Genomic DNA, 19,810 nt, shown 5'->3' on the forward strand with positions numbered 1-19,810 from the left:
CGCGCTCTGGGTAGGCGGCACCGCCCGCACGACCGGGCCTACCGCACCGCGACCGGCCGCGCCGTGCACGGCATACCGGCCGCGCCGTGCTCAGTGTGGACGGCGGTGCGGCGGCGGTCCGCCATCTTCTGCGCGCCCGCCTCGTCGACGAGATGCGTCACGGTCGTCGCGATCCCGCTCGGCGAGGGCGAGCGACTCCGCCACCGCCCCGGCCGACGTCCGGGCCACGAGGTGGCCTCGAACCGGCCGGCCCATGCCCGATTCACCAAGACCGGAGGCCCCCGAAAACGCGAGAAGCCCCGCACCATCCGGTGCGGAGCTTCTACCAAGTCGACGTATCAGGCGACGACGCGGACATCCTGGGCCTGCGGACCCTTCTGCCCCTGGCCGATCTCGAACTCCACGCGCTGCCCCTCGTCCAGCGACCGGAAACCGGAACCGCTGACCGCCGAGTAGTGCACGAAGACGTCGGGACCGCCGCCGTCCTGAGCGATGAAGCCGAAGCCCTTCTCGCTGTTGAACCACTTCACAATGCCTTGAGCCATTTCATACTTTCTGTTGACGAGCCGGGGAAACTGCGATGCACCGGTCTCGTAGATCCACCCTGCCACGGATCGCGGGATTCCTCCACCTCCACAGGGGGTGGTTGTGAGCCAATCGACCCTCCCGACGGCGCCGACACTCTACGGCCACCGGTGTTCACCGACCCATGTCACCAGGTCAGCGCACTATTCGACGGCACATCGAAGAATATTGTGGGACATGGAATTTTCACTGTTCGCCATGAGCGGAATCACCCCCGTTCGCCACCCCCGCAAGTGCGGGCACGCGCCGTCAAAAGCGCCCGCCGAAGTGGTCGCACCTGCCCTCAGACCGGGCCCCACCAGGGTTTTCGTAATCGAATCGGAACCTCAGAACTCCACCCGCTCGCCGTCCCGGGTCCGGCCGGCTGTCCGGACACCTGAACAACCTCGCGCAACTCTTCCGGACTCAACCACCGCGACCCGTGGTGAATCATCCGGTGACAGTTCGAGCACAGCAGCACCAGGTCCGACAGCTTCGTCACGGTCTCCCCCGAAACATGCAGCGGCACAATGTGATGGCATTCGATATAGCCCGCCCCGCGCTCCCCGTACACCGCTTCGAAGTCGAAGCCACAGACCTCACAGAAAACCCGGGAATGCACCCGGCGAAATTCCGCCAACTTCGCCTTCCGCAACTTCGGATTCCGCTCACGACGATAGTGCTTCGCCGCCAGCAGCGTCCCCTCCCGGATCTCCACCGAATCGATGAAGGCGACGTCGAAACCGAGCGATTCGGTCGGCGGCGTGGCGGGCATGTCCTCGAGCAGAGCACGGATCGTCTCGGCATCGTGCCCGCCGAGGCGGAGGCGCTCGTCGTCTCGACGAACTTCGTGATGTTCGACGATCGGCTCGTCATGGTCGAGGGCACCGCTGCCGAACTGACGATCAGCCGTCCGCAGGAGGTCGCGGTGTATGGGCGGGCCTTCGATCTTCTCGCCGGTCAGTCGGTGACCGGGCAGCGGGCCCGGGAGCTCATCCGTCGCTGTCAGGAACAGCGGGCTTCGGGGTGACAGCCGCCCTCCTCAGGGTTTCCCCTGACCGGACTCCTACTTGGTGCTGAAAAATCACTCGAATCCCGCTCCGACCGGTGATTTCGGGGCGTGAGTGCGCGAGAGTTAGGGGGTGCGGATCACAGCGTGGGGTGTCGGGGCTCGCGGTGTGGGGGCACGGACGATCATGACCCGTTCGCCGTGGGTGAGCGGATCCTCCGTCGGGGGAAGGCGGGCGTGGTGCCCGCCGGCGATCGAAAGGATTTGAAGGTGTATTCGACGACGCGTTCCGAGACGAGACGCAGGCTGGTGGCGCGGGTGGCCGCGGCCGGTGCGCTCGCCGTGATTCCGTTGGCCGCGGTGGCGGTGCCCGCCTCGGCGCAGCCGGAGGTGCCCGGGGTGACCGAGGTGCGGCACGATCATCGTGACCGCTTCGACTGCGACGAGCCGGGTTTCTGGGACGACTGGAACCACTCCCCCGGCCGCTGGGACGACTGCCGCAAGAACCGTCATTGGGACGACCCGCTGTGGCGGTTCTGGCACGACAACAAGCCGCGGGGGTTGTTCGGCAGCAGCTGAACCGGCACCCGCAACGGCCCGGCACCCACAGGTGTCGGGCCGTTCGGTGTTCGGGGGCCGACCGATCAATAGGCGAGCTCGGCCCAGGGGATGTCGATGGGAAACGGGAAGTCGATGTGCACGCCGTCCTGATCGTGGGGCGTCCATTCGCCGGCGAGCAGATAGTTGGCGGGCCGCAGCGGCCGCACTCCATCGGGCAGGCGGCCGTGCCCGGTTTCCAACGCGTAGGAGCGGACAACGGCGATCCTGCTCTCGTCGTGCGCGATGGTCACCTCCCAGTACCACGGGATGCCCGCACCCGCGTACCGCCCTTTCTTGGCCTCCATGTCGGACTGGGTGTTCGACGGCGAGAGCACTTCACCGACCATGAGCGTGTCCGCCGCCCGCACGTCCTGAAAGGCGGAGTCGAGACAGCGGAACACCAGGAAGTCGGGGGTGAGGAAGTCGGATTTACCGGTGCTGCCGAGGAAGACGTTGGTCTCCACGTCCACCTGCCAGCAGGTTTCTTGGCGCGTGGTCATGCTCGCGCGTGCGCAGCGTTCGAGTGCGTTCCGGATGCGCACGGTGAATCGCTGGCGTTCGCTCGGTCCACGCCGCACCCAGACGACCCGCCCGTGCCACAGCTCGATCTGACCGGCGATTTCGTCAGGCAGTCGCTCGAGGTCCTCCCAGGTCATGAATTCGGGGAGGTCCGGTCGCTCGATGAAGGACGCGGGCATGGCGCCATCGTAGGCAGTCGGATCGGGGCGGTACGCCGCATTCGACCGCCGGTCCCACGACGCGCGAAGGGCCGCCCGCGGGGGTGCGGACGGCCCTTCTGCGCGATACGGATCAGGCGGTTTCGGTGATGGGCCGGTCGACCCAGCTCATCAGACCGCGCAGCTTGGCGCCGGTGACCTCGATCGGGTGCTCGGCGTTCTGCTTGCGCAGACCCTCGAGCTCCTTGTTGCCACCCTCGACGTTGGCGACCAGACGCTTGACGAAGGTGCCGTCCTGGATGTCCTTCAGGATCTCCTTCATCCGCTCCTTGGTGCCGGCGTCGATGACGCGCGGGCCCGACAGGTAGCCACCGAATTCGGCGGTGTCGGAGACCGAGTAGTTCATCCGGGCGATGCCGCCCTCGTACATCAGGTCCACGATCAGCTTGAGCTCGTGCAGCACCTCGAAGTAGGCCATCTCCGGGGCGTAGCCGGCCTCGACCATGACCTCGAAACCGGTCTTGACCAGTTCCTCGGTGCCACCGCACAGCACGGCCTGCTCACCGAACAGGTCGGTCTCGGTCTCTTCCTTGAAGGTGGTCTTGATGACACCCGCGCGGGTGCCGCCGATGCCCTTGGCGTAGGACAGCGCCAGGGCCTGGCCCTCACCCTTGGGGTCCTGGTCGATCGCGATCAGGGCGGGCACGCCCTTGCCGTCGACGAACTGACGACGCACCAGGTGGCCAGGGCCCTTCGGGGCGACCATGCCGATGGTGACATTCGCCGGAGGCTTGATCAGGCCGAAGTGGATGTTGAGGCCGTGGCCGAAGAACAGCGCGTCGCCGTCCTTCAGGTTCGGCTCGATGTCGTTGGTGAAGATCGACGCCTGCGCGGTGTCGGGCGCCAGCAGCATGATCACGTCGGCCCACGCCGAGACCTCGGCCGGAGTGCCGACGGTCAGCCCGGCCTCTTCGGCCTTCGGACGCGACTTCGAGCCCTCGGCCAGACCGACCCGGACCTCGACACCGGAGTCGCGCAGGCTCAGCGAGTGCGCGTGCCCCTGGCTGCCGTAACCGATCACCGCGACCTTACGGCCCTGGATGATCGACAGATCGGCGTCGTCGTCATAGAACATCTCGACTGCCACTAGTGGTTTCCTTTCTGAAGAAACAGCTTGTGAAATCTGGCCCCGCCGGAACGGGGCGCACCGTGCTGACGCCGGTGACGGGTGGATATTCGGTACTCAGCGAGTCGCCGTGATCGACTTCGGTCCGCGACCGACGGCGACCACACCGGACTGCACGATCTCCCGGATCCCGTAGGGCTCGAGCATGCGCAGCAGCGCGTCGAGCTTGGAGCGGGTGCCGGTCGCCTCGACGGTGAGCGCGTCGGGCGAGACGTCGATGACCTTGGCGCGGAACAACTGCACGGCCTCGATCACCTGGGTCCGCACGCTCGCGTCCGCGCGCACCTTCACCAGGATCAGCTCGCGGGCCACCGACGCGTCGGCGTCCTGCTCGACGATCTTGATCACGTTCACCAGCTTGTTGAGCTGTTTGGTGACCTGTTCGAGCGGCAGGTCCTCGACGGTGACGACGATGGTCATCCGTGAGATGTCGGGGATCTCGGTGCCGCCGACCGCCAGCGATTCGATGTTGAACCCGCGGCGGGAGAACAGGCTCGCCACCCGCGCCAGCACGCCCGGCTTGTCCTCGACCAGGACGCTCAGGGTGTGGGTGCTGCTCATTCTTCGGTCCCCTTGTTCTGCTCGGCCGCGCGATCTCCGTGGGTCATCGCCTCGTGGATGACGGCGGGCTCGGCGGCCTGCTCGTCCTCGTCGAAGAGCGGTCGGATGCCGCGCGCGGCCATGATCTCGTCGTTGCTGGTGCCCGCGGCGACCATCGGCCACACCTGCGCGTCCTTGCCGACGATGAAGTCGATGACGACGGGGCGGTCGTTGATGGACTGCGCCTCGCGGATCGCGGCCTCGACGTCCTCTTCCTTCTCGACCCGGATGCCGTGGCAGCCGAGCGCTTCGGCGAGCTTGACGAAATCGGGGATGCGCAGGGTGTGGGTGCCCAGGTCGGTGTTGGAGTAGCGCTCCTCGTAGAACAGGGTCTGCCACTGGCGGACCATGCCGAGGTTGCCGTTGTTGATCAGCGCGACCTTGATCGGCACGCCTTCCACCGCGCAGGTGGCCAGCTCCTGGTTGGTCATCTGGAAGCAGCCGTCGCCGTCGACCGCCCAGACCTCGCGGTCGGGCATGCCCATCTTGGCGCCCATCGCGGCGGGCACGGCGTAGCCCATGGTGCCGAGGCCGCCGGAGTTGAGCCAGGTGCGCGGCTTCTCGTACTTGATGAACTGGGCCGCCCACATCTGGTGCTGGCCGACGCCCGCGCAGTAGATGGCCTCGGGGCCGGCCAGGCGGCCGAGCGCCTCGATGACGAACTCGGGCGAGAGCGAGCCGTCGCTGGGCGGGGTCCAGCCCAGCGGGTACTGCTTGCGCACGCCGTCGAGGTAGGTCCACCACTCGGTGAGGTTCAGCAGCGGGGCCTCGCCCGCGGTCGGCTCGGCCTTGAGCGTCTCGATGAGCTCGGCGATCACCTCGCGGCAGTCGCCCACGATCGGCACGTCGGCGTGCCGGTTCTTGCCGATCTCGGCCGGGTCGATGTCGGCGTGGATGACCTTGGCGCCGGGCGCGAAGGAGTCCAGCTGCCCGGTGACGCGGTCGTCGAAGCGCGCGCCGAGGGTGATGAGCAGGTCGGCCTTCTGCAGCGCGGCGACCGCGCCGACGGTGCCGTGCATGCCGGGCATGCCCATGTTGAGCTGATGGCTGTCGGGGAACGCACCGCGCGCCATCAGGGTGGTGACCACCGGGATGCCGGTGAGTTCGGCCAGCTCCAGCAGCTCGGCCGAGGCGTCGGCCTTGATGACGCCGCCGCCCACGTAGAGCACGGGGGCCTTGGACTCGAGGATCATCCGCGCGGCCTCGCGCACCTGCTTGCCGTGCGGCTTGGTGACCGGACGGTAGCCGGGCAGCCGCATCTCCGGCGGCCAGCTGAAGGTGGTCTGCGCCTGCAGCACGTCCTTGGGGATGTCGACCAGCACCGCGCCGGGGCGGCCGGAGGCGGCCAGGTAGAACGCCTCGGCGATGATGCGCGGGATGTCGATGCCGTCGGTGATCAGGAAGTTGTGCTTGGTGATCGGCATGGTGATGCCGGAGATGTCGGCTTCCTGGAAGGCGTCGGTGCCGATCAGGCCGCGGCCGACCTGCCCGGTGATGGCGACGATCGGCACCGAGTCCATCTGGGCGTCGGCGATCGGGGTCACCAGGTTGGTCGCGCCGGGCCCGGATGTGGCCATGCACACACCGACCTTGCCGGTGGCCTGCGCGTAGCCGGTCGCGGCGTGGCCTGCGCCCTGCTCGTGGCGGACCAGCACGTGACGCACCTTGGTGGAGTCGAAGAGCGGGTCGTAGACGGGCAGGATCGCGCCGCCGGGAATGCCGAAGACGGTGTCGACGCCGAGCTCCTCGAGCGAGCGCACGACCGACTGGGCGCCGGTCACTCGCTCGGGCGGAACCTGGCGGCGGTTCGCCGTGGTAGCGGCAGCAGGCGTGGCCTGCTGATTCGTCGAAGGCGCTGACCTGCGGGCCGAGGGCCCGGGTCGTGCGGTTGGTGCGCTCACCGTCTTCGTTTCCTCACTTGTCGTTCCGAACCCGGACAACACTTGTGTGCCTGGCACGACCGGCGTCCGCTGACCCGCCGTGCCGGACGATGTCCGAACACAAAAAAGCCCTCGACAGCGCGGGGCTGTTCGAGGGTGGCGCGTCGCAAACGCGAGCTGACGTATTCGACCTAGGCAGTCAGGCTCAACGCTGGACGCGCCGGCCGATTACGAGCAACTCGTTTCGATTCACGCGCACGACGTTAAGCGGGCGTGAACCGAAGAGTCAAACAGATGACCCTGCGCGTCCCATTATGTGGGACAACCGTGGTTGCTTGTGTCCGATCACCAGGATGCGAGGATGGTGGTGTGTCATCACCGCATCAGTCCGTGCCACCGGGTAAATCGTCCCACACCGCCGCGACCGGATCGTCGACGGGTAGCTCGTCGGGTGCCGTCGCCGAACGGGCCGTCATCCGCATCACGCCGCTCGCCTACCTCGGCGTGGTGGTGCTGGCGCTGTGCGTGTTCCTCTTCTTCGTCGGCTGGCCCGCCGGGCTGTGGTGGCTGCTGTTGATCCCGCTGGCCGTCGCCGTGTGGGTCGCCAGGACCAGGACCGTGGTGACCGGGGACGGGCTCGAGCTGCGGACCGTGTTCGGGTCGCGGCGCCTGGACTGGGCGCAGATCAAGGGCGTGAGCATCCCCAAACGTGGCTTCGCGCGGGCGCACCTCGCCGACGACTCGACCGTGGCGTTGCCCGCGGTGAGCTACGACCAGTTGCGCAAGCTCATCGCCGCGTCGCGGGGACGGCTGCCCGACGTGTTCGGCGCCGCGGCGCAGGCCGAGCGGGCGAGCGAGGACGCCGAGGCGGCGAGCGCGACCGACGATGCGCCCGGCACCGATTCCCCGCGCACCGGCACCGGCAGCGGCGACGGCGGCAGCGAGGACACCGGCAGCGGCGACACCGGCGGCGACGACACCGGCAAGAGCGACACCGGCAAGGTCTGAGCCTCCGGCGCGGCACCGGCGCTGTCGGCTACCGGTGTCCGGGCCGTCGATGCCGCGGGAGTACCGTGGTGAGGCCGCCGACCTCGTGTCCGGCGCGACGTCGCACCCCAGCCCCGCGACCCATCGAGGACCATCCACATGCCACCGCTTCGTTCACGCACCACCACCGCCGGACGCAATGCCGCAGGCGCACGCGCGCTCTGGCGCGCCACCGGCCTCACCGACTCCGATTTCGGCAAGCCCATCGTCGCGATCGCGAACTCCTACACCCAGTTCGTGCCCGGGCACGTGCATCTGAAGGACGTCGGGGAGATCGTGGCCGAGGCCGTGCGCGCCGCGGGTGGCGTGCCGCGTGAGTTCCACACCATCGCCGTCGACGACGGCATCGCGATGGGCCACGGCGGCATGCTGTACTCGCTGCCGTCCCGCGAGATCATCGCCGACTCGGTGGAATACATGGTCAACGCGCACACCGCCGACGCGCTGGTGTGCATCTCCAACTGCGACAAGATCACCCCCGGCATGCTCAATGCCGCCATGCGCCTGAACATCCCGACGGTCTTCGTCTCCGGCGGGCCGATGGAGGCGGGCAAGGCCGTGGTGGTGGGCGGTGTCGCGCAGGCGCCCACGGACCTGATCACCGCGATCTCGGCCAGTGCCAACAGCTCCGTCACCGACGAGGGCCTGAGCGAGGTCGAGCGCAGCGCCTGCCCGACGTGTGGATCCTGCTCGGGCATGTTCACCGCGAACTCGATGAACTGCCTCACCGAGGCGCTGGGTCTCGCGCTGCCGGGCAACGGTTCCACGCTGGCCACCCACGCCGCGCGCCGTGCGCTGTTCGAGAAGGCGGGCAGGGTCGTCGTCGACATCGCCAACCGCTGGTACCGCGAGGACGACGCCTCGGTGCTGCCGCGCAACGTCGCCAACGCCAAGGCCTTCCGCAACGCTATGGCCCTCGACGTGGCGATGGGCGGGTCCACCAACACGGTGCTGCACACGCTGGCCGCCGCGCAGGAGGGCGAGATCGATTTCGATCTGGAGACCATCGACGAGATCAGCCGCAAGGTGCCGTGCCTGTCGAAGGTCTCGCCGAACTCCGACTACCACATGGAGGACGTGCACCGGGCCGGCGGCATCCCGGCCATCCTCGGCGAGCTGCGCCGGGCCGGCCTGCTGCACACCGACGTGACCACCGTGCACACCCCGACGCTCGAGGAGTGGCTCGACACCTGGGACATCCGCTCGGGCAAGGCCTCCGCGGAGGCGATCGAGCTGTTCCACGCCGCGCCCGGCGGCGTGCGCACCACCGAGCCGTTCTCCACCGACAACCGGTGGTCCTCGCTGGACACCGACGCCGCGGGCGGCTGCATCCGCGACAAGGAGCACGCCTACACCGTCGAGGGCGGCCTGGTGGTGTTGCGCGGCAACATCGCTCCGGACGGCGCGATCCTCAAGACGGCGGGCATCGACGAGGACCTGTTCTCCTTCCAGGGCCCCGCGGTGGTCGTGGAGTCGCAGGAGGAGGCCGTCTCGGTGATCCTCGGCAAGAAGATCAAGCCGGGCGACGTGCTCGTGGTCCGCTACGAGGGGCCCGCGGGCGGCCCCGGCATGCAGGAGATGCTGCACCCCACCGCGTTCCTCAAGGGCGCGGGCCTGGGCAAGCAGTGCGCGCTGATCACCGACGGCCGGTTCTCCGGCGGCACCTCGGGGCTGTCCATCGGCCACATCTCCCCGGAGGCCGCCAGCGGCGGCGTGATCGGCCTGGTCGAGAACGGCGACCAGATCCGCATCGATGTCGCCACCCGCACCCTGGAGGTGCTCGTCGACGACGCGGTGCTGGCCGAGCGGCGGGCCAAGATGGAGGCCTCCGAACGTCCCTGGCAGCCGGTCGACCGCGACCGCACGGTCACCACGGCGCTGCGCGCCTACGCGGCGCTGGCGACCTCGGCCGACAAGGGCGCCGTCCGCCGCGTGCCCTGACGGTCCCGACGCTCCATCCGACGGCGAGACCCCCGGCTCGGGAGCCGGGGGTCTCGCCGTGTGCGGGCCGGTCAGCCGAACGGGCCGATGCCGGTGAGCGGGTTGCCGCCGTGCAGGTACCAGAAGGTGAGCCCGGCGGCGACGACGGCGGCGACCAGTGCCGCGAAGGAGCCGAAGGACGGGCGGGTGGCCCAGCCGCGAGTGCGGTCCAGCGCCCAACGACCCGGTCCGGTGAGGATGATGGCGGTGGCCGCGCCGGCGAGGATGCTGTCGATCTCGACGCCGGTCGGCACCGCGGCACTGAACTGGAAGCCGGGGATCATGCCCTGCTTCCACGCCCACGCGTTGAGGATCACCGCCAGCACCGCGCCGGCGGCCAGCGGGGTGGCCAGGCCGAGCACCAGCAGCGCGCCACCGCCGACCTCGCCGACGACGAGCAGGATGGTCGACAGCGTCGGGTGGTCCCAGCCGCCGTCGGCCATCATGTCCCTGGTGCCGTCCAGTCCGGGGCCGTGGAACCAGCCGGTGAGCTTCTGCAGGCCGTGGTAGAGGAAGATCGCGCCGACCACCAACCGCAGCACCAACAGCCCGAGATCGAGTGTGCCGCGGCGGTTCTCGGCGTTGCGCCGCCGGGCGGCCTTGCTCGGCTCGCCGGGCGCGTTGGCGGCGGGCGGGATGCTGGCGTAGGCGTAGGCGGCCGTCTCGGTGTCGTCGGCGGGATCCTCGGCGCGGTCGGCCGGCGGGGTCGCCGCGGTGTCGGCGACGGCGGCGCGCTCGCCGGTGGTGGGCACGTCCGGATCGAGACCGAGTTCCTCGTCGGTGCGCGGCACGTCCCGCTCGGACAGCTTCATCGCGGGGAACTGCTCGGTGGGGGAATCCATCGGGCTGGTCACCCCGCGACCGGTCTTCGACACCGCGGGCTCCGCGTCCGCGGGCGTTCCGGCGGACGTCTCGTTCGGCTTCTCGCTCACGGCTCTACACCCTATGCCGGGAAACGCGAGCGTGCGGCCAGTACGGGCGACGGCGTGTCCACGCCGGTGCCCACCCGGGAGCGGCGCGCGCGGCGGTGTTTCCGTAACGTCTGGGGCATGAGACTGGTTGCCGTGGGGCGCGTGGCGATGTGTGTGGCGCTCGGGTCCGCTCTGCTGGCCGGGTGCGCGAGGTTCGACGACTCCGCGTCGAGCCCGTTCACCCCGGAGCCGACGTTCAGTCCGGCCGATCCGCGACCGCCGGACCAGCCGCCGAGCTCGACCACCCGGCCCAGCGGCCCGTGCATCGACCCCGATCCCTCGGTGGTGGCGACCTGCTTGGACACCACCGGCGGCCTGGTCGGTGTCGGCCACGGCGCACTGGTGGCCGAACGGCGCACCGGGCGCATCCTCGAGGTCGTCGATCCGGACACCCCGCCGGTGGAGGTGGCGACGGTGAGCGTGGACGGCTCGGGCGACGGCGGCCTGCTCGACATCGCGCTCTCGCCCACCTACGGCGAGGACGGGCTGATCTACGCCTACATCACCACCGGCAGCGACAACCGGGTGGTGCGGCTGGCCGAGGGCGGCCCGCCCAAGGACATCCTCACCGGAATTCCCAAGGGCGCCACGGGCAATCGCGGCGCGCTCGAATGGGCGACGCCCGACCGGCTGATGGTGCTCACCGGCGACGCGGGCAACCCCGGCCTGGCGAATTCGCCGGGCTCGCTGGCGGGCAAGCTGCTGCGCCTGGACTCCCCCGCTCCCGGTTCCGCCGCGCCGCAGATCGTCGCCGCGGGTATCGGCACCCCGGGCGACCTGTGCCGCGACGGCAGCGACAACGTGTGGTTCACCGACCGCACCGCGGTGGAGGACCGGCTGCAGCGGATGGACCCGTCGGGCGCGGTGTCGGTGGCGTGGACCTGGCCGGACCGCCCGGGGGTCGCGGGCTGCGCGGTGGCCGCCGACGGCGTCGCGGTCGCGCTGACCTACGCCAAGGCACTGGCGATCGCACCGACCGATCCGAACACCCTCGCCGTCACCACGGCGCCGACGCTCATGGTGCAGGACCGGTACGGCCAGCTCGGGGGCGCGACGATCGGCCCGGACGGCACGGTGTGGGTCGGCACGGTGAACAAGGCCGAGGGCACCCCCGGGCCGAACGACGATCGCGTCGTGCGCGTCCCGCCGCCCTCCGGGGGCGGTGGCGGCGGTCCCGACTGACGGATGCGCCCGACACGGCCCGTCCGCGTGGCATCGCGGACGGGCCGCGCCGCTTCTTCCGGTTACGCTCACCGGCGCATCGGTGAGAGAGAGGGAAGACACGTGGGAGCTTGGGGCACGGGCCCGTTCGACAACGACGGATCGCACGACGCGATCGCCGCGCTCCGCGGCGCCGACCAGGCCGGGGCCGAGGCGCACGTGCGCCAGGTGTTCCGCGAGGTGCTGGCCGAGGAGTACGTCGAGGTCTACGAGGCGCAGGGCGCGATCGGTGTCGCGGTGCTGCTCGCCCACCTCGATCAGCCCCTGGCTGACCCCGAGATCGCCCGCGCGGCAACGGATATCGCCTTCACGGTGACGCCGGAGCTGCGGCAGCTGGCCGCACGGTGCCTGCGCAGGCTGCAGGACCCCGCCGACAACGAGTGGTTCGACCTGTGGGACGAGACCGGCGAGGGGATGGGCGAAGCCATGGTGCGCAGCCTCGACCGCTACCGGGACGCGCTCGCGGCGCACTGATCGCGCAGCGAGCGCACCCGGCCGGATCCGCCCGCGGCGGTGTCACCGCGGGCGGCACCGCTCAGGAGCAGGCGGCGAGCACGAGCTCGCGCACCCGGGCGGCGTCGGCCTGGCCGCGGGTCGCCTTCATGACGTCACCGACGATCTTGCCCGCGGCCTGCACCTTCCCGGCGCGGATCTTGTCGGCGATGTCGGGGTTGGCGGCCAGCGCCTTCTCCACCTCGGCCTGCAGCGCGCTGTCGTCGCTGACCATGCCCAGACCCTTGGCCTCGACGACGGCGGCCGGTTCCCCCTCGCCCGCCAGCACGAAGTCGACGACCTGCTTGGCGACCTTGCTGTTGACCGTCTTGGACTCGACCAACTTCACCACCTCGGCGACCTGGGCCGGGGTGATGGGCAGCTCGTCGAGCGCGACGCCGCGTTCCTTGGCCTTCTCGCTGAGGTAGGCGACCCACCAGGAGCGGGCCTCGTTCGCCGGTGCGCCCGCCTCGACGGTGGCGATGATGAGATCAAGCGCGCCCGCGTTGACGACGTCGCGCATGACCTCGTCGGAGACCCCCCACTCCTGCTGGATGCGGGCCCGACGCAGCCACGGGTACTCGGGAATGGTCGCGCGCAGTTCCTCGATCCACTCCGGGGACGGGGCGATCGGCTCGAGGTCGGGCTCGGGGAAGTAGCGGTAGTCCTCGGCGGTCTCCTTGCGGCGGCCGGGCGAGGTGGTGCCGTCGGACTCGTGGAAGTGCCTGGTCTCCTGCACGATGGCGCCGCCCGCGGCCAGTACGGCGGCCTGGCGGCGCATCTCGTAGCGCACGGCGACCTCGACGCTCTTGAGGGAGTTGACGTTCTTGGTCTCGGTGCGGGTGCCGAACTCGCTCGCGCCGACCGGCATCAGCGAGACGTTGGCGTCGCAGCGCAGCGAGCCCTGCTCCATCTTCACATCCGACACGCCCAGCGACTTGAGCAGATCGCGCAGCGCGGTGACGTAGGCGCGGGCCACCTCGGGCGCCCGCTCCCCCGCCCCGGTGATCGGCTTGGTGACGATCTCGATCAGCGGCACCCCGGCGCGGTTGTAGTCCAGCAGCGAGTGGCTGGCACCGTGGATGCGGCCGGTGGCGCCGCCCACGTGCACGGACTTGCCGGTGTCCTCCTCCATGTGCGCGCGCTCGATGTCGACCCGGAACACGCTGCCGTCGTCGAGCACCACATCGAGGTGACCGTCGGTGGCGATCGGCTCGTCGTACTGGCTGATCTGGTAGTTCTTCGGCTGGTCCGGGTAGAAGTAGTTCTTGCGCGCGAACCGGCCCCACGGGGTGATCGAACAGTTCAGCGCCAGGCCGATGCGGATGGCCGATTCGACGGCCTTCTCGTTGACGACCGGCAGCGAGCCGGGCAGGCCGAGGCACACCGGGCACACCTGGGTGTTCGGCTCGGCGCCGAAATCGGTCGGGCAACCGCAGAACATCTTGGTCGCGGTGGAGAGTTCGACGTGGACCTCCATGCCGAGCACCGGCTCGTACCGGGCGACGACATCGGCGTAATCCATCAGCTCGACCGTGGGTGCGCTCATGGCCATCAGTCTAGGTAAGCCCGCCCGCGCGATCGCCACGACCTCCTCGCGGTCACCGCGGCGGGACCCGGTCGGTCAGCCACTCGGTGACGGCGGTGAGGACTTCGGGCGCGATGGTGGTTTCGATGGTGCTGTACTCGTCGATCGCGCCGGTCGCGGTGGGCTGCATCAGGTGGTTGAGGCCGGGGAACACGCGCACGGTGGCGTCCGGGCCGGCAGCCAGCAGCTGCCGGGCGGGCCCCTCGTTCTGGCCGGGCAGCACCTGCAGATCCTTCTCACCGAAGAAGGCGAACACCGGGACGCGCAGCGCCGCCAGCGCGGGCGCGGGATCGTAGGCGACGAAGGCGGCGTAGTAGGGCGTGATCGGGTTGTCGGCCTCGGTCATCGACTCGCGCATCTCCGGCGGCAGCTGCGCCATCCGTCGCTGGAAGACCGCCCGCGCACCCTCGATGTCACCGGCGCGCAGCAGCCCGACCATCTCGGTGGTGTCGCTGACCTGCTTGTCGATCTCCTCGGCGGGCACGCCGGAGGCGGCGAGGATGGCGCGGGTCTGCTCGATCAACGCGTCACCGCCGGGGACGGCCGGTCCGGCCATCAGGATCGCGAAGGCGACGCCGCTGTCGGGGCGGGCGGCGACCAGCGGGGCGAGATAGCCGCCCTCGCTGTGCCCGAGCAGGCCGATGCGGTCGGGCGCGATGTCGGGTCGGCCACGCAGATAGGCGATACCCGCGGCGGCATCGTCGGCGAGGTCGTCGTAGTTCGAGGTCTCCAGGTCGCCGCCGGTGCCGCCGACACCGCGATCGTCGGTGCGCAGCACCGCGTAGCCCGCCCGGGTGAGGGTGTCGGCCAACAGCAGGAACGGCTTGTGCCCGGCGATCTCCTCGTCGCGGTTCTGCGCGCCGCTGCCGGTGATCAGCACGACGGCCGGGAACGGGCCCGCCCCCTCGGGGCGGGTGAGGGTGCCCGCGACGGTGATCTCCCCGCTGCGGAAGGTGACCTCCTCGGCCCGGTAGGGCAGCGGCGGCTTCGGCTCCTGCGGGCGATTCGGCGGCGCGAGTTCGCCCGGCTCCAACGTCAACGGCACGCTCTGCCCGAACTGGGTGAAATCACCGGTGATGCGGTCCTTTTCGCGGTCCAGCGCACCCTTGAAGGTGGGTTCACCGGGGATGCCGGGCAGCACGAAACCGACATCGCCGGGTGCGGTGCGCACATCGCGCAGCGCCATCCCGTCGATTCCCTGCGCCGGGATGTCGATGGTGGCCGAATCGGGCCCGGTGACATCGATCCCGACCGCCAGCGGCTGGCCGGGCACCTCGATCACGCCGTGCCAGGCGCCACTGACCTGGTCGGGTGCTTCGGACCCGGAGGAACAGGCCGCGACGGCGACCAGGACGGCGACGAGTGAGACGAGCAGACGACCGGTGCGCATGACCCGCACGGTACCTGTCCGTGCTGCCGGTCCGGATCGTTCACGGGTCGCGAGCCGGTCCGCCGAAAGGATGAATCAGGCGCGACCGACGCGGATTCACTGCCCCCGCGCGTAGCGCACGGCGGCGGCGATGGCCTCCATGTCGATGTTCAGCTCCGGCGCGCCCGCCGAGACCTCCGCGAACTCGGCCAGCGCGTCCTCGACGGTGGTGCGCCGCGCCGAGGCGATCAGCTCGCGGCGCACGTACTCACCCAGCGGCGTTCCGCTCGCGGCGGCGCGGCGGGCGAACACCGCCAAGGTCTCCGCGGGCAGGTCGTAGAACTGCGCCAGTTCCCGTGCGGCGCCGTCGATCTCGGGGGTGAGGTCGCGCTCGTGCGCGGCCAGGAACTCCACCACGGTGTCCTCGGGCACGCGGGTGGCCGCCCGCTGGACCAGTTCGGCACGCACGTATTCGGCGGGCGGCTGCCCGGCCGAGCGCGCTCGGCGGCGCAGCACCGTCACCGTCTCGGCGGGCAGATCCAAGCTGTTCGGGCAGGCCGGGGCGTCGTCGAGGAAAACCATGGCGGCCAGCCTAATTCGCGGCCCCGACGATGTCAGCGGGTCACCCGAAGAACGCCTGCGCCTCCCGGTACCGCTCGGTGGGCACGCGCTTGAGCTGCTTGGTCGCCTCGGCCAGCGGCACCAGTTCGATGGCGGTGCCGTGCAGCGCGACCATCTGGCCGAAATGCCCGGCGTGCACGGCCTCGGCGGCGTGCAGGCCGAAGCGGGTGGCCAGTACCCGGTCGTAGGGGGTGGGGCTGCCGCCGCGCTGCACGTGACCGAGGACGGTGGTGCGCACCTCCTTGCCGATGCGGCGCTCGATCTCGGTGCCCAGCTGTTGCGCCACGCCGGTGAACCGCTCGTGGCCGAACTCGTCGACACCGCCCTCGCGCAGGGTGAACCCGGAATCGGGCGCGGGATGCGAGCCCTCGGCCACCACGCAGATGAAATGCTTGTCGCCGCGCTGGAAGCGCCGCTTGATCATCGTGCACACCTCGTCGACGTCGAAGGGTTCCTCCGGCACCAGGGTGAGGTGGGCGCCCGCGGCCATGCCCGAGTTGACCGCGATCCAGCCCGCGTGCCTGCCCATCACCTCGACCAGCATCACGCGCTGGTGCGATTCGGCGGTGGTGTGCAGCCGGTCGATGGCCTCGGTGGCGATGCTGAGGGCGGTGTCGTGGCCGAAGGTGACATCGGTGCAGTCGATGTCGTTGTCGATGGTCTTGGGGACGCCGACCACCGGCACCCCCTCGTCGGAGAGCCAGCTGGCCGCGGTGAGGGTGCCCTCGCCGCCGATCGGGATGAGGGCCTCGATGCCGTTGTCGTCGAGGGTCTGTTTGATCTTGCCGAGCCCGGCGCGCAGCACGTCGGGGTTGGTGCGCGCGGTGCCGAGCATGGTGCCGCCCTTGTTGAGCAGCCGGTCGGTGCGGTCGTCGTTGAGGATGTTGATCTTGCGGTCTTCCAATAGGCCGCGCCAGCCGTCCTGGAATCCCACGATCGCGTCACCGTAGCGGCCGTTCGCGGTACGAACGACAGCGCGGATGACCGCGTTCAGTCCTGGACAGTCCCCGCCTCCGGTCAAGACTCCGATGCGCATGGCCGCTATCTTGCCCCTCGCGCGCGATTCCGGCAGCCGCGACCCCGGCAACGCCGCGTCGCGCCCGGTCAGGACGGGCAGCTGCCACCCGCGAGTTCGTCGAGATGGTCGGTGATCAGCGCGGCCATGGCGTTCAGCGCGGTCATCCCGTCGCTGAAGGCGCCCGATTCGGGCTGGGCGGCCAGCGCCACCGCGATCCGCCCGCCGGGGCCGTCGATGATGCCGAACTGCCGGACCAGGTAGTCGCCCGAGGTGTCCGGCCCCCAGCCACCCTTGAACTCGGCGCCGCCGACCGTGCCGAGGCCCCAGCGGTGGCTGGGCACGATCTGGGCCATCAGGTTCAGCACGGTGTCCGCCCCGGACAGGCACGGCAGCCGGGAGGCGAAGCGCACCTGCTCGGCCAGCGACCACTCGGCCTGCCCGAAGGCGGAATGCTCGGCCCGTACCCGGGTGGGCGGCACCGCGGTGGTGCTGTCGCCCGCTTCCCGCAGCACCGCCTCCACCGCCTCGGCCGCCTGCTTGCCACCGCCGAGGCCCTGCCACAGGGTGTCGGCGGCGGCGTTGTCGGACGCGGTGACCGCCGCCGACATCGCATAGGTGGAGGCGCCCGCGTCGGCGCGTTCGGCCGCGATCACCAACGGGATCTTCATCGTCGACCAGGCCGGGCCGCTGGTCCAGTCCCCGAAGGTCACCATCCGTTCGCCGCCGACCGGCATGACGGCCAGTCCCGCGCGCCCGCGCAGTCCGGCCTTCCACTGCTGGAAGTCCGCGGCCAGCGTGCCGGGCAGGGTGATCTCGATGCGTTGCTGATCGGCGGGGGTGGACGTCGTGGTCGCCACCGGCGGTTCGGCGGCCTGGGCATCGTCGCCGGTATCGATCGTGCAGGAGGTCAGCGCCAGCATCGCCAGCGCGGCCGCGACCAGCGCCTTCCCAGTCCGCCCGGACCGATCAGCAGACATATCTCGACACATCCTCGGGCTCGTCACCGCGCACGCCGGGAGCGTGCGCGCCGCCGCCGCCGGTGGCCTCAGCCAGCCGTCGCCGGCTCCGCACGGCCCCGATGGCGGTGGGGCCGCCCCGACACCGTACTGGGTACCACGGTCGGCGACCACCTCCGGTGCGACGCGGTGCGACGACGAGGACGTTCAGGCCGGTTCGATCTGCGACGCCGGGGCGTGGCGCACGGTGCCGGGGCTGTCGAGCCGCAGCACGCACCGTGTTCCGGAGTAGATGGTCGGCATGCATTCGTTGCAGTGGGTGCAGGCCGACCGGGTGCCCGCGTCGGCCTGGATGCGCTGCAGCAGATCGGGTTCGCGCAGCAGTGCGCGGCCCATCGCGACGAAGTCGAAACCCTCCGCCATCGCCAGCCGCATGGAGTCCAGGTCGGTGACACCGCCGAGCAACACCAACGGCAACGACAGTTCCCGGCGGAACTGGCGGGCGCGTTCGAGCAGATAGGCCGGCTGATAGGGGTACTCCCGGAGGAACTTCTTGCCGACGACGCGGAATCCCCACCGCGCGGGCACCGGCAGCACGTTCGCGAAGGACTTGCGCGGCGGCGTGCCGTGGAAGAGCAGCATCGGATTCAGCAGCGAGCTGCCCGCGGTCAGCTCCAGTGCGTCGAGGCTGCCGTCCTGTTCCAGCCACGCGGCGACCTGCAAGGACTCCGGCAGCGTGAGCCCGCCCGGAACCCCGTCTTCCATATTGAGTTTCGCCAGGACGGCCAGGCGGCCGCCGACGGCCGCGCGGACGGCGCGGGCGATCTCGCGGGCGAAGCGGGCCCGGTTGGCGAGTGTGCCGCCGTAGCCGTCGGTGCGCCGGTTCAGCAACGGGCTCAGGAACGAGCTGGCGAGGTAGTTGTGGCCGAAATGGATTTCCACCGCGTCGAATCCGGCCTCCTCGGCCAGCAGCGCGGCGCGGGCGTGGGCGGCGACGAGGTCGGCGATCTCGTGCTCGGCGGGCACCTTCATCCTCCGCATGCCCAGCGGGCTGAACATCGGGCTCGGCGCCAGAGCGGGCAGCCGGGTGGAGGACGCGTCGGCGACCGGACCCGCATGCCCGATCTGGGCGCAGGCGGCCGCGCCCTCGGCGTGCACGGCGTCGGTGAGGCTGCGCAGACTCGGCACCGCCTCCGGCCGCAGCCAGATCTGGCGGCGCTCGGTGCGGCCCTCCGGTGCGACCGCGCAGTAGGCGACGGTGGTCATGCCGACCCCGCCGGCGGCGACCTCGCGGTGGAAGGCGATCAGGTCCTCGCTCGCGATCGCGTCGGGGGTGCGGCCCTCGAAGGTCGCGGCCTTGATCACCCGGTTGCGCAGGGTGATCGGGCCGAGGGCGGCCGGGTGGAAGATCTCGGTCATCGCAATTCTCCTCGGGGAGCGGTCAATCCGGCCACGACGAAGTCGCGCAGGGTGGCCACCGCGTGCTCCGACAGGTGCCGGTCGTCGGTTCCGGCGCCGCCGAAACGCATGATGATCAGGTCGAAGGCCAACGCCCAGCGGCGGCGGCTCTCCGCGGCGCTCAGGTGCGGGAGCAGGCCGATCCACGACTCCATCCGGAACCAGCGCCTGCGCCAGGTGGTGGGCGGGCGGGCGAGCACGAACTGGGCGAGCAGCCGCAGATGCAGGCGGCCCACCGGATCCTCGGCGAGGTCGAGAAACGGGGCGAGCACCGCGTCGACCACCGCGGCCACCGAGCCGTCCGCGGCGGTGACCTCGGCCAGCCGCTCGTCCCACAGGTCACCGAGCCGATCCTCGAGCAGCGCCGCCACCAGCGCCTCCTTGGAACCGAAGTGGTAGTGCACGGCCGCCGGATTGGCACCGGCCGCGGCGCAGATGCCCCGCACGGAGACGTCGTCGAACCGCTCGGTGAGCAACAGGCGCTCGGCGGCGGCCAGCAGGCGCTCGCGAGTGGTGGTGGGTGTCTGGATCCGCTCGGTCACCCACCGAGTAGAACATGTTTCAGTCAGCGAT

The 19,810-nt window shown here is 70.4% G+C and carries 21 protein-coding genes; 6 read left to right on the plus strand and 15 right to left on the minus strand.

Translation table 11 applies throughout. The features are described from left to right. Positions 1-38 precede the first annotated feature (38 nt). From CRM89_RS32020 to CRM89_RS14645, 3 genes are all read right to left on the minus strand, one after another. Positions 39-161 (minus strand): hypothetical protein, encoded by a 123-nt coding sequence (locus CRM89_RS32020; protein ID WP_256385937.1) that lies wholly within the window; start codon positions 159-161, stop codon positions 39-41. Positions 162-338: 177 nt separating this feature from the next. After that, a complete protein-coding gene (locus CRM89_RS14640) occupies positions 339-545 on the minus strand; it encodes a cold-shock protein (RefSeq protein WP_011210759.1) in 207 nt (68 codons plus the stop codon). A 323-nt stretch (positions 546-868) separates the two neighbouring features. Continuing rightward, the gene (locus CRM89_RS14645) at positions 869-1,339 is read right to left on the minus strand and encodes an HNH endonuclease (protein ID WP_098084414.1); all 471 of its coding nucleotides are present in this window, start codon (positions 1,337-1,339) and stop codon (positions 869-871) included. Here CRM89_RS14645 and CRM89_RS32025 point away from each other — a divergent pair. Both CRM89_RS32025 and CRM89_RS14655 read left to right on the plus strand, forming a co-directional pair. Beyond that, complete coding sequence (locus CRM89_RS32025) at positions 1,244-1,594, plus strand: Scr1 family TA system antitoxin-like transcriptional regulator (RefSeq protein WP_256385938.1); 351 nt, start codon at positions 1,244-1,246, stop codon at positions 1,592-1,594. The genes CRM89_RS14645 and CRM89_RS32025 overlap by 96 nt on opposite strands. A gap of 249 nt (positions 1,595-1,843) precedes the next feature. After that, complete coding sequence (locus CRM89_RS14655) at positions 1,844-2,152, plus strand: hypothetical protein (protein ID WP_127516205.1); 309 nt, start codon at positions 1,844-1,846, stop codon at positions 2,150-2,152. Between the two features lie 65 nt (positions 2,153-2,217). On the opposite strand, the gene CRM89_RS14660 is transcribed toward CRM89_RS14655, so the two are convergent. From CRM89_RS14660 to CRM89_RS14675, 4 genes are all read right to left on the minus strand, one after another. Continuing rightward, complete coding sequence (locus CRM89_RS14660; RefSeq protein ID WP_098084419.1) at positions 2,218-2,871, minus strand: Uma2 family endonuclease; 654 nt, start codon at positions 2,869-2,871, stop codon at positions 2,218-2,220. A gap of 112 nt (positions 2,872-2,983) precedes the next feature. Beyond that, the gene (gene ilvC, locus CRM89_RS14665; RefSeq protein ID WP_170916168.1) at positions 2,984-3,985 is read right to left on the minus strand and encodes a ketol-acid reductoisomerase; all 1,002 of its coding nucleotides are present in this window, start codon (positions 3,983-3,985) and stop codon (positions 2,984-2,986) included. Between the two features lie 108 nt (positions 3,986-4,093). Further along, on the minus strand, positions 4,094-4,597 hold the full coding sequence (gene ilvN / locus CRM89_RS14670; protein WP_011210765.1) for an acetolactate synthase small subunit: 504 nt from the start codon (positions 4,595-4,597) through the stop codon (positions 4,094-4,096). Continuing rightward, positions 4,594-6,537: an acetolactate synthase large subunit gene (locus tag CRM89_RS14675; protein ID WP_060594805.1), complete on the minus strand. Its 1,944-nt coding sequence runs from the start codon at positions 6,535-6,537 to the stop codon at positions 4,594-4,596. The genes ilvN and CRM89_RS14675 overlap by 4 nt, the downstream gene beginning before the upstream one ends. Positions 6,538-6,885: 348 nt before the next feature. On the opposite strand from CRM89_RS14675, the gene CRM89_RS14680 reads away from it, so the two are divergent. Both CRM89_RS14680 and ilvD read left to right on the plus strand, forming a co-directional pair. Continuing rightward, the gene (locus CRM89_RS14680) at positions 6,886-7,524 is read left to right on the plus strand and encodes a PH domain-containing protein (protein ID WP_098084422.1); all 639 of its coding nucleotides are present in this window, start codon (positions 6,886-6,888) and stop codon (positions 7,522-7,524) included. Positions 7,525-7,662: 138 nt separating this feature from the next. Next, positions 7,663-9,504, plus strand: coding sequence for a dihydroxy-acid dehydratase (ilvD, locus tag CRM89_RS14685; protein WP_011210768.1), 1,842 nt, complete (start codon positions 7,663-7,665; stop codon positions 9,502-9,504). 71 nt (positions 9,505-9,575) lie between these two features. On the opposite strand, the gene CRM89_RS14690 is transcribed toward ilvD, so the two are convergent. After that, the gene (locus CRM89_RS14690) at positions 9,576-10,475 is read right to left on the minus strand and encodes a DoxX family protein (RefSeq protein ID WP_098084425.1); all 900 of its coding nucleotides are present in this window, start codon (positions 10,473-10,475) and stop codon (positions 9,576-9,578) included. Between the two features lie 117 nt (positions 10,476-10,592). On the opposite strand from CRM89_RS14690, the gene CRM89_RS14695 reads away from it, so the two are divergent. Both CRM89_RS14695 and CRM89_RS14700 read left to right on the plus strand, forming a co-directional pair. After that, positions 10,593-11,696, plus strand: coding sequence for a sorbosone dehydrogenase family protein (locus tag CRM89_RS14695; protein ID WP_060594803.1), 1,104 nt, complete (start codon positions 10,593-10,595; stop codon positions 11,694-11,696). Between the two features lie 102 nt (positions 11,697-11,798). Further along, on the plus strand, positions 11,799-12,209 hold the full coding sequence (locus CRM89_RS14700; RefSeq protein ID WP_172456852.1) for a DUF4259 domain-containing protein: 411 nt from the start codon (positions 11,799-11,801) through the stop codon (positions 12,207-12,209). A gap of 61 nt (positions 12,210-12,270) precedes the next feature. On the opposite strand, the gene gatB is transcribed toward CRM89_RS14700, so the two are convergent. The 7 genes from gatB to CRM89_RS14735 all read right to left on the minus strand — a co-directional run bounded on the left by gatB (position 12,271) and on the right by CRM89_RS14735 (position 19,779). Next, positions 12,271-13,776, minus strand: coding sequence for an Asp-tRNA(Asn)/Glu-tRNA(Gln) amidotransferase subunit GatB (gene gatB / locus CRM89_RS14705; RefSeq protein ID WP_371391990.1), 1,506 nt, complete (start codon positions 13,774-13,776; stop codon positions 12,271-12,273). 52 nt (positions 13,777-13,828) lie between these two features. Next, positions 13,829-15,205, minus strand: a complete 1,377-nt coding sequence (locus CRM89_RS14710; RefSeq protein ID WP_060594801.1) for a S9 family peptidase — start codon at positions 15,203-15,205, stop codon at positions 13,829-13,831. Between the two features lie 96 nt (positions 15,206-15,301). After that, a complete protein-coding gene (locus CRM89_RS14715; protein WP_011210774.1) occupies positions 15,302-15,766 on the minus strand; it encodes a hypothetical protein in 465 nt (154 codons plus the stop codon). A gap of 40 nt (positions 15,767-15,806) precedes the next feature. Continuing rightward, complete coding sequence (locus CRM89_RS14720) at positions 15,807-16,841, minus strand: ATP-dependent 6-phosphofructokinase (RefSeq protein ID WP_011210775.1); 1,035 nt, start codon at positions 16,839-16,841, stop codon at positions 15,807-15,809. A 68-nt stretch (positions 16,842-16,909) separates the two neighbouring features. Then, the gene (locus CRM89_RS14725) at positions 16,910-17,800 is read right to left on the minus strand and encodes a hypothetical protein (protein WP_228787351.1); all 891 of its coding nucleotides are present in this window, start codon (positions 17,798-17,800) and stop codon (positions 16,910-16,912) included. 186 nt (positions 17,801-17,986) lie between these two features. Continuing rightward, positions 17,987-19,198 (minus strand): NADH:flavin oxidoreductase, encoded by a 1,212-nt coding sequence (locus CRM89_RS14730; RefSeq protein ID WP_098084434.1) that lies wholly within the window; start codon positions 19,196-19,198, stop codon positions 17,987-17,989. Further along, positions 19,195-19,779: a TetR family transcriptional regulator gene (locus tag CRM89_RS14735; RefSeq protein ID WP_098084437.1), complete on the minus strand. Its 585-nt coding sequence runs from the start codon at positions 19,777-19,779 to the stop codon at positions 19,195-19,197. The genes CRM89_RS14730 and CRM89_RS14735 overlap by 4 nt, the downstream gene beginning before the upstream one ends. Positions 19,780-19,810: the final 31 nt, after the last annotated feature.

Origin of the sequence: Nocardia sp. FDAARGOS_372 (genome assembly GCF_002554515.1) — a bacterium.
Classification (GTDB): Bacteria; Actinomycetota; Actinomycetes; order Mycobacteriales; family Mycobacteriaceae; genus Nocardia; species Nocardia farcinica.

What these genes read in the sequence shown, in the direction of transcription:
- CRM89_RS14640 (WP_011210759.1), bottom strand. Translation starts at nt 545, where the DNA reads ATGGCTCAAGGCATTGTGAAGTGGTTCAACAGCGAGAAGGGCTTCGGC.
- CRM89_RS14645 (WP_098084414.1), bottom strand. Translation starts at nt 1,339, where the DNA reads ATGCCCGCCACGCCGCCGACCGAATCGCTCGGTTTCGACGTCGCCTTC.
- CRM89_RS14660 (WP_098084419.1), bottom strand. Translation starts at nt 2,871, where the DNA reads ATGCCCGCGTCCTTCATCGAGCGACCGGACCTCCCCGAATTCATGACC.
- ilvC (WP_170916168.1), bottom strand. Translation starts at nt 3,985, where the DNA reads ATGTTCTATGACGACGACGCCGATCTGTCGATCATCCAGGGCCGTAAG.
- ilvN (WP_011210765.1), bottom strand. Translation starts at nt 4,597, where the DNA reads ATGAGCAGCACCCACACCCTGAGCGTCCTGGTCGAGGACAAGCCGGGC.
- ilvD (WP_011210768.1), top strand. Translation starts at nt 7,663, where the DNA reads ATGCCACCGCTTCGTTCACGCACCACCACCGCCGGACGCAATGCCGCA.
- CRM89_RS14695 (WP_060594803.1), top strand. Translation starts at nt 10,593, where the DNA reads ATGAGACTGGTTGCCGTGGGGCGCGTGGCGATGTGTGTGGCGCTCGGG.
- gatB (WP_371391990.1), bottom strand. Translation starts at nt 13,776, where the DNA reads ATGAGCGCACCCACGGTCGAGCTGATGGATTACGCCGATGTCGTCGCC.
- CRM89_RS14710 (WP_060594801.1), bottom strand. Translation starts at nt 15,205, where the DNA reads ATGCGCACCGGTCGTCTGCTCGTCTCACTCGTCGCCGTCCTGGTCGCC.
- CRM89_RS14715 (WP_011210774.1), bottom strand. Translation starts at nt 15,766, where the DNA reads ATGGTTTTCCTCGACGACGCCCCGGCCTGCCCGAACAGCTTGGATCTG.
- CRM89_RS14720 (WP_011210775.1), bottom strand. Translation starts at nt 16,841, where the DNA reads ATGCGCATCGGAGTCTTGACCGGAGGCGGGGACTGTCCAGGACTGAAC.
- CRM89_RS14725 (WP_228787351.1), bottom strand. Translation starts at nt 17,800, where the DNA reads ATGTCTGCTGATCGGTCCGGGCGGACTGGGAAGGCGCTGGTCGCGGCC.
- CRM89_RS14730 (WP_098084434.1), bottom strand. Translation starts at nt 19,198, where the DNA reads ATGACCGAGATCTTCCACCCGGCCGCCCTCGGCCCGATCACCCTGCGC.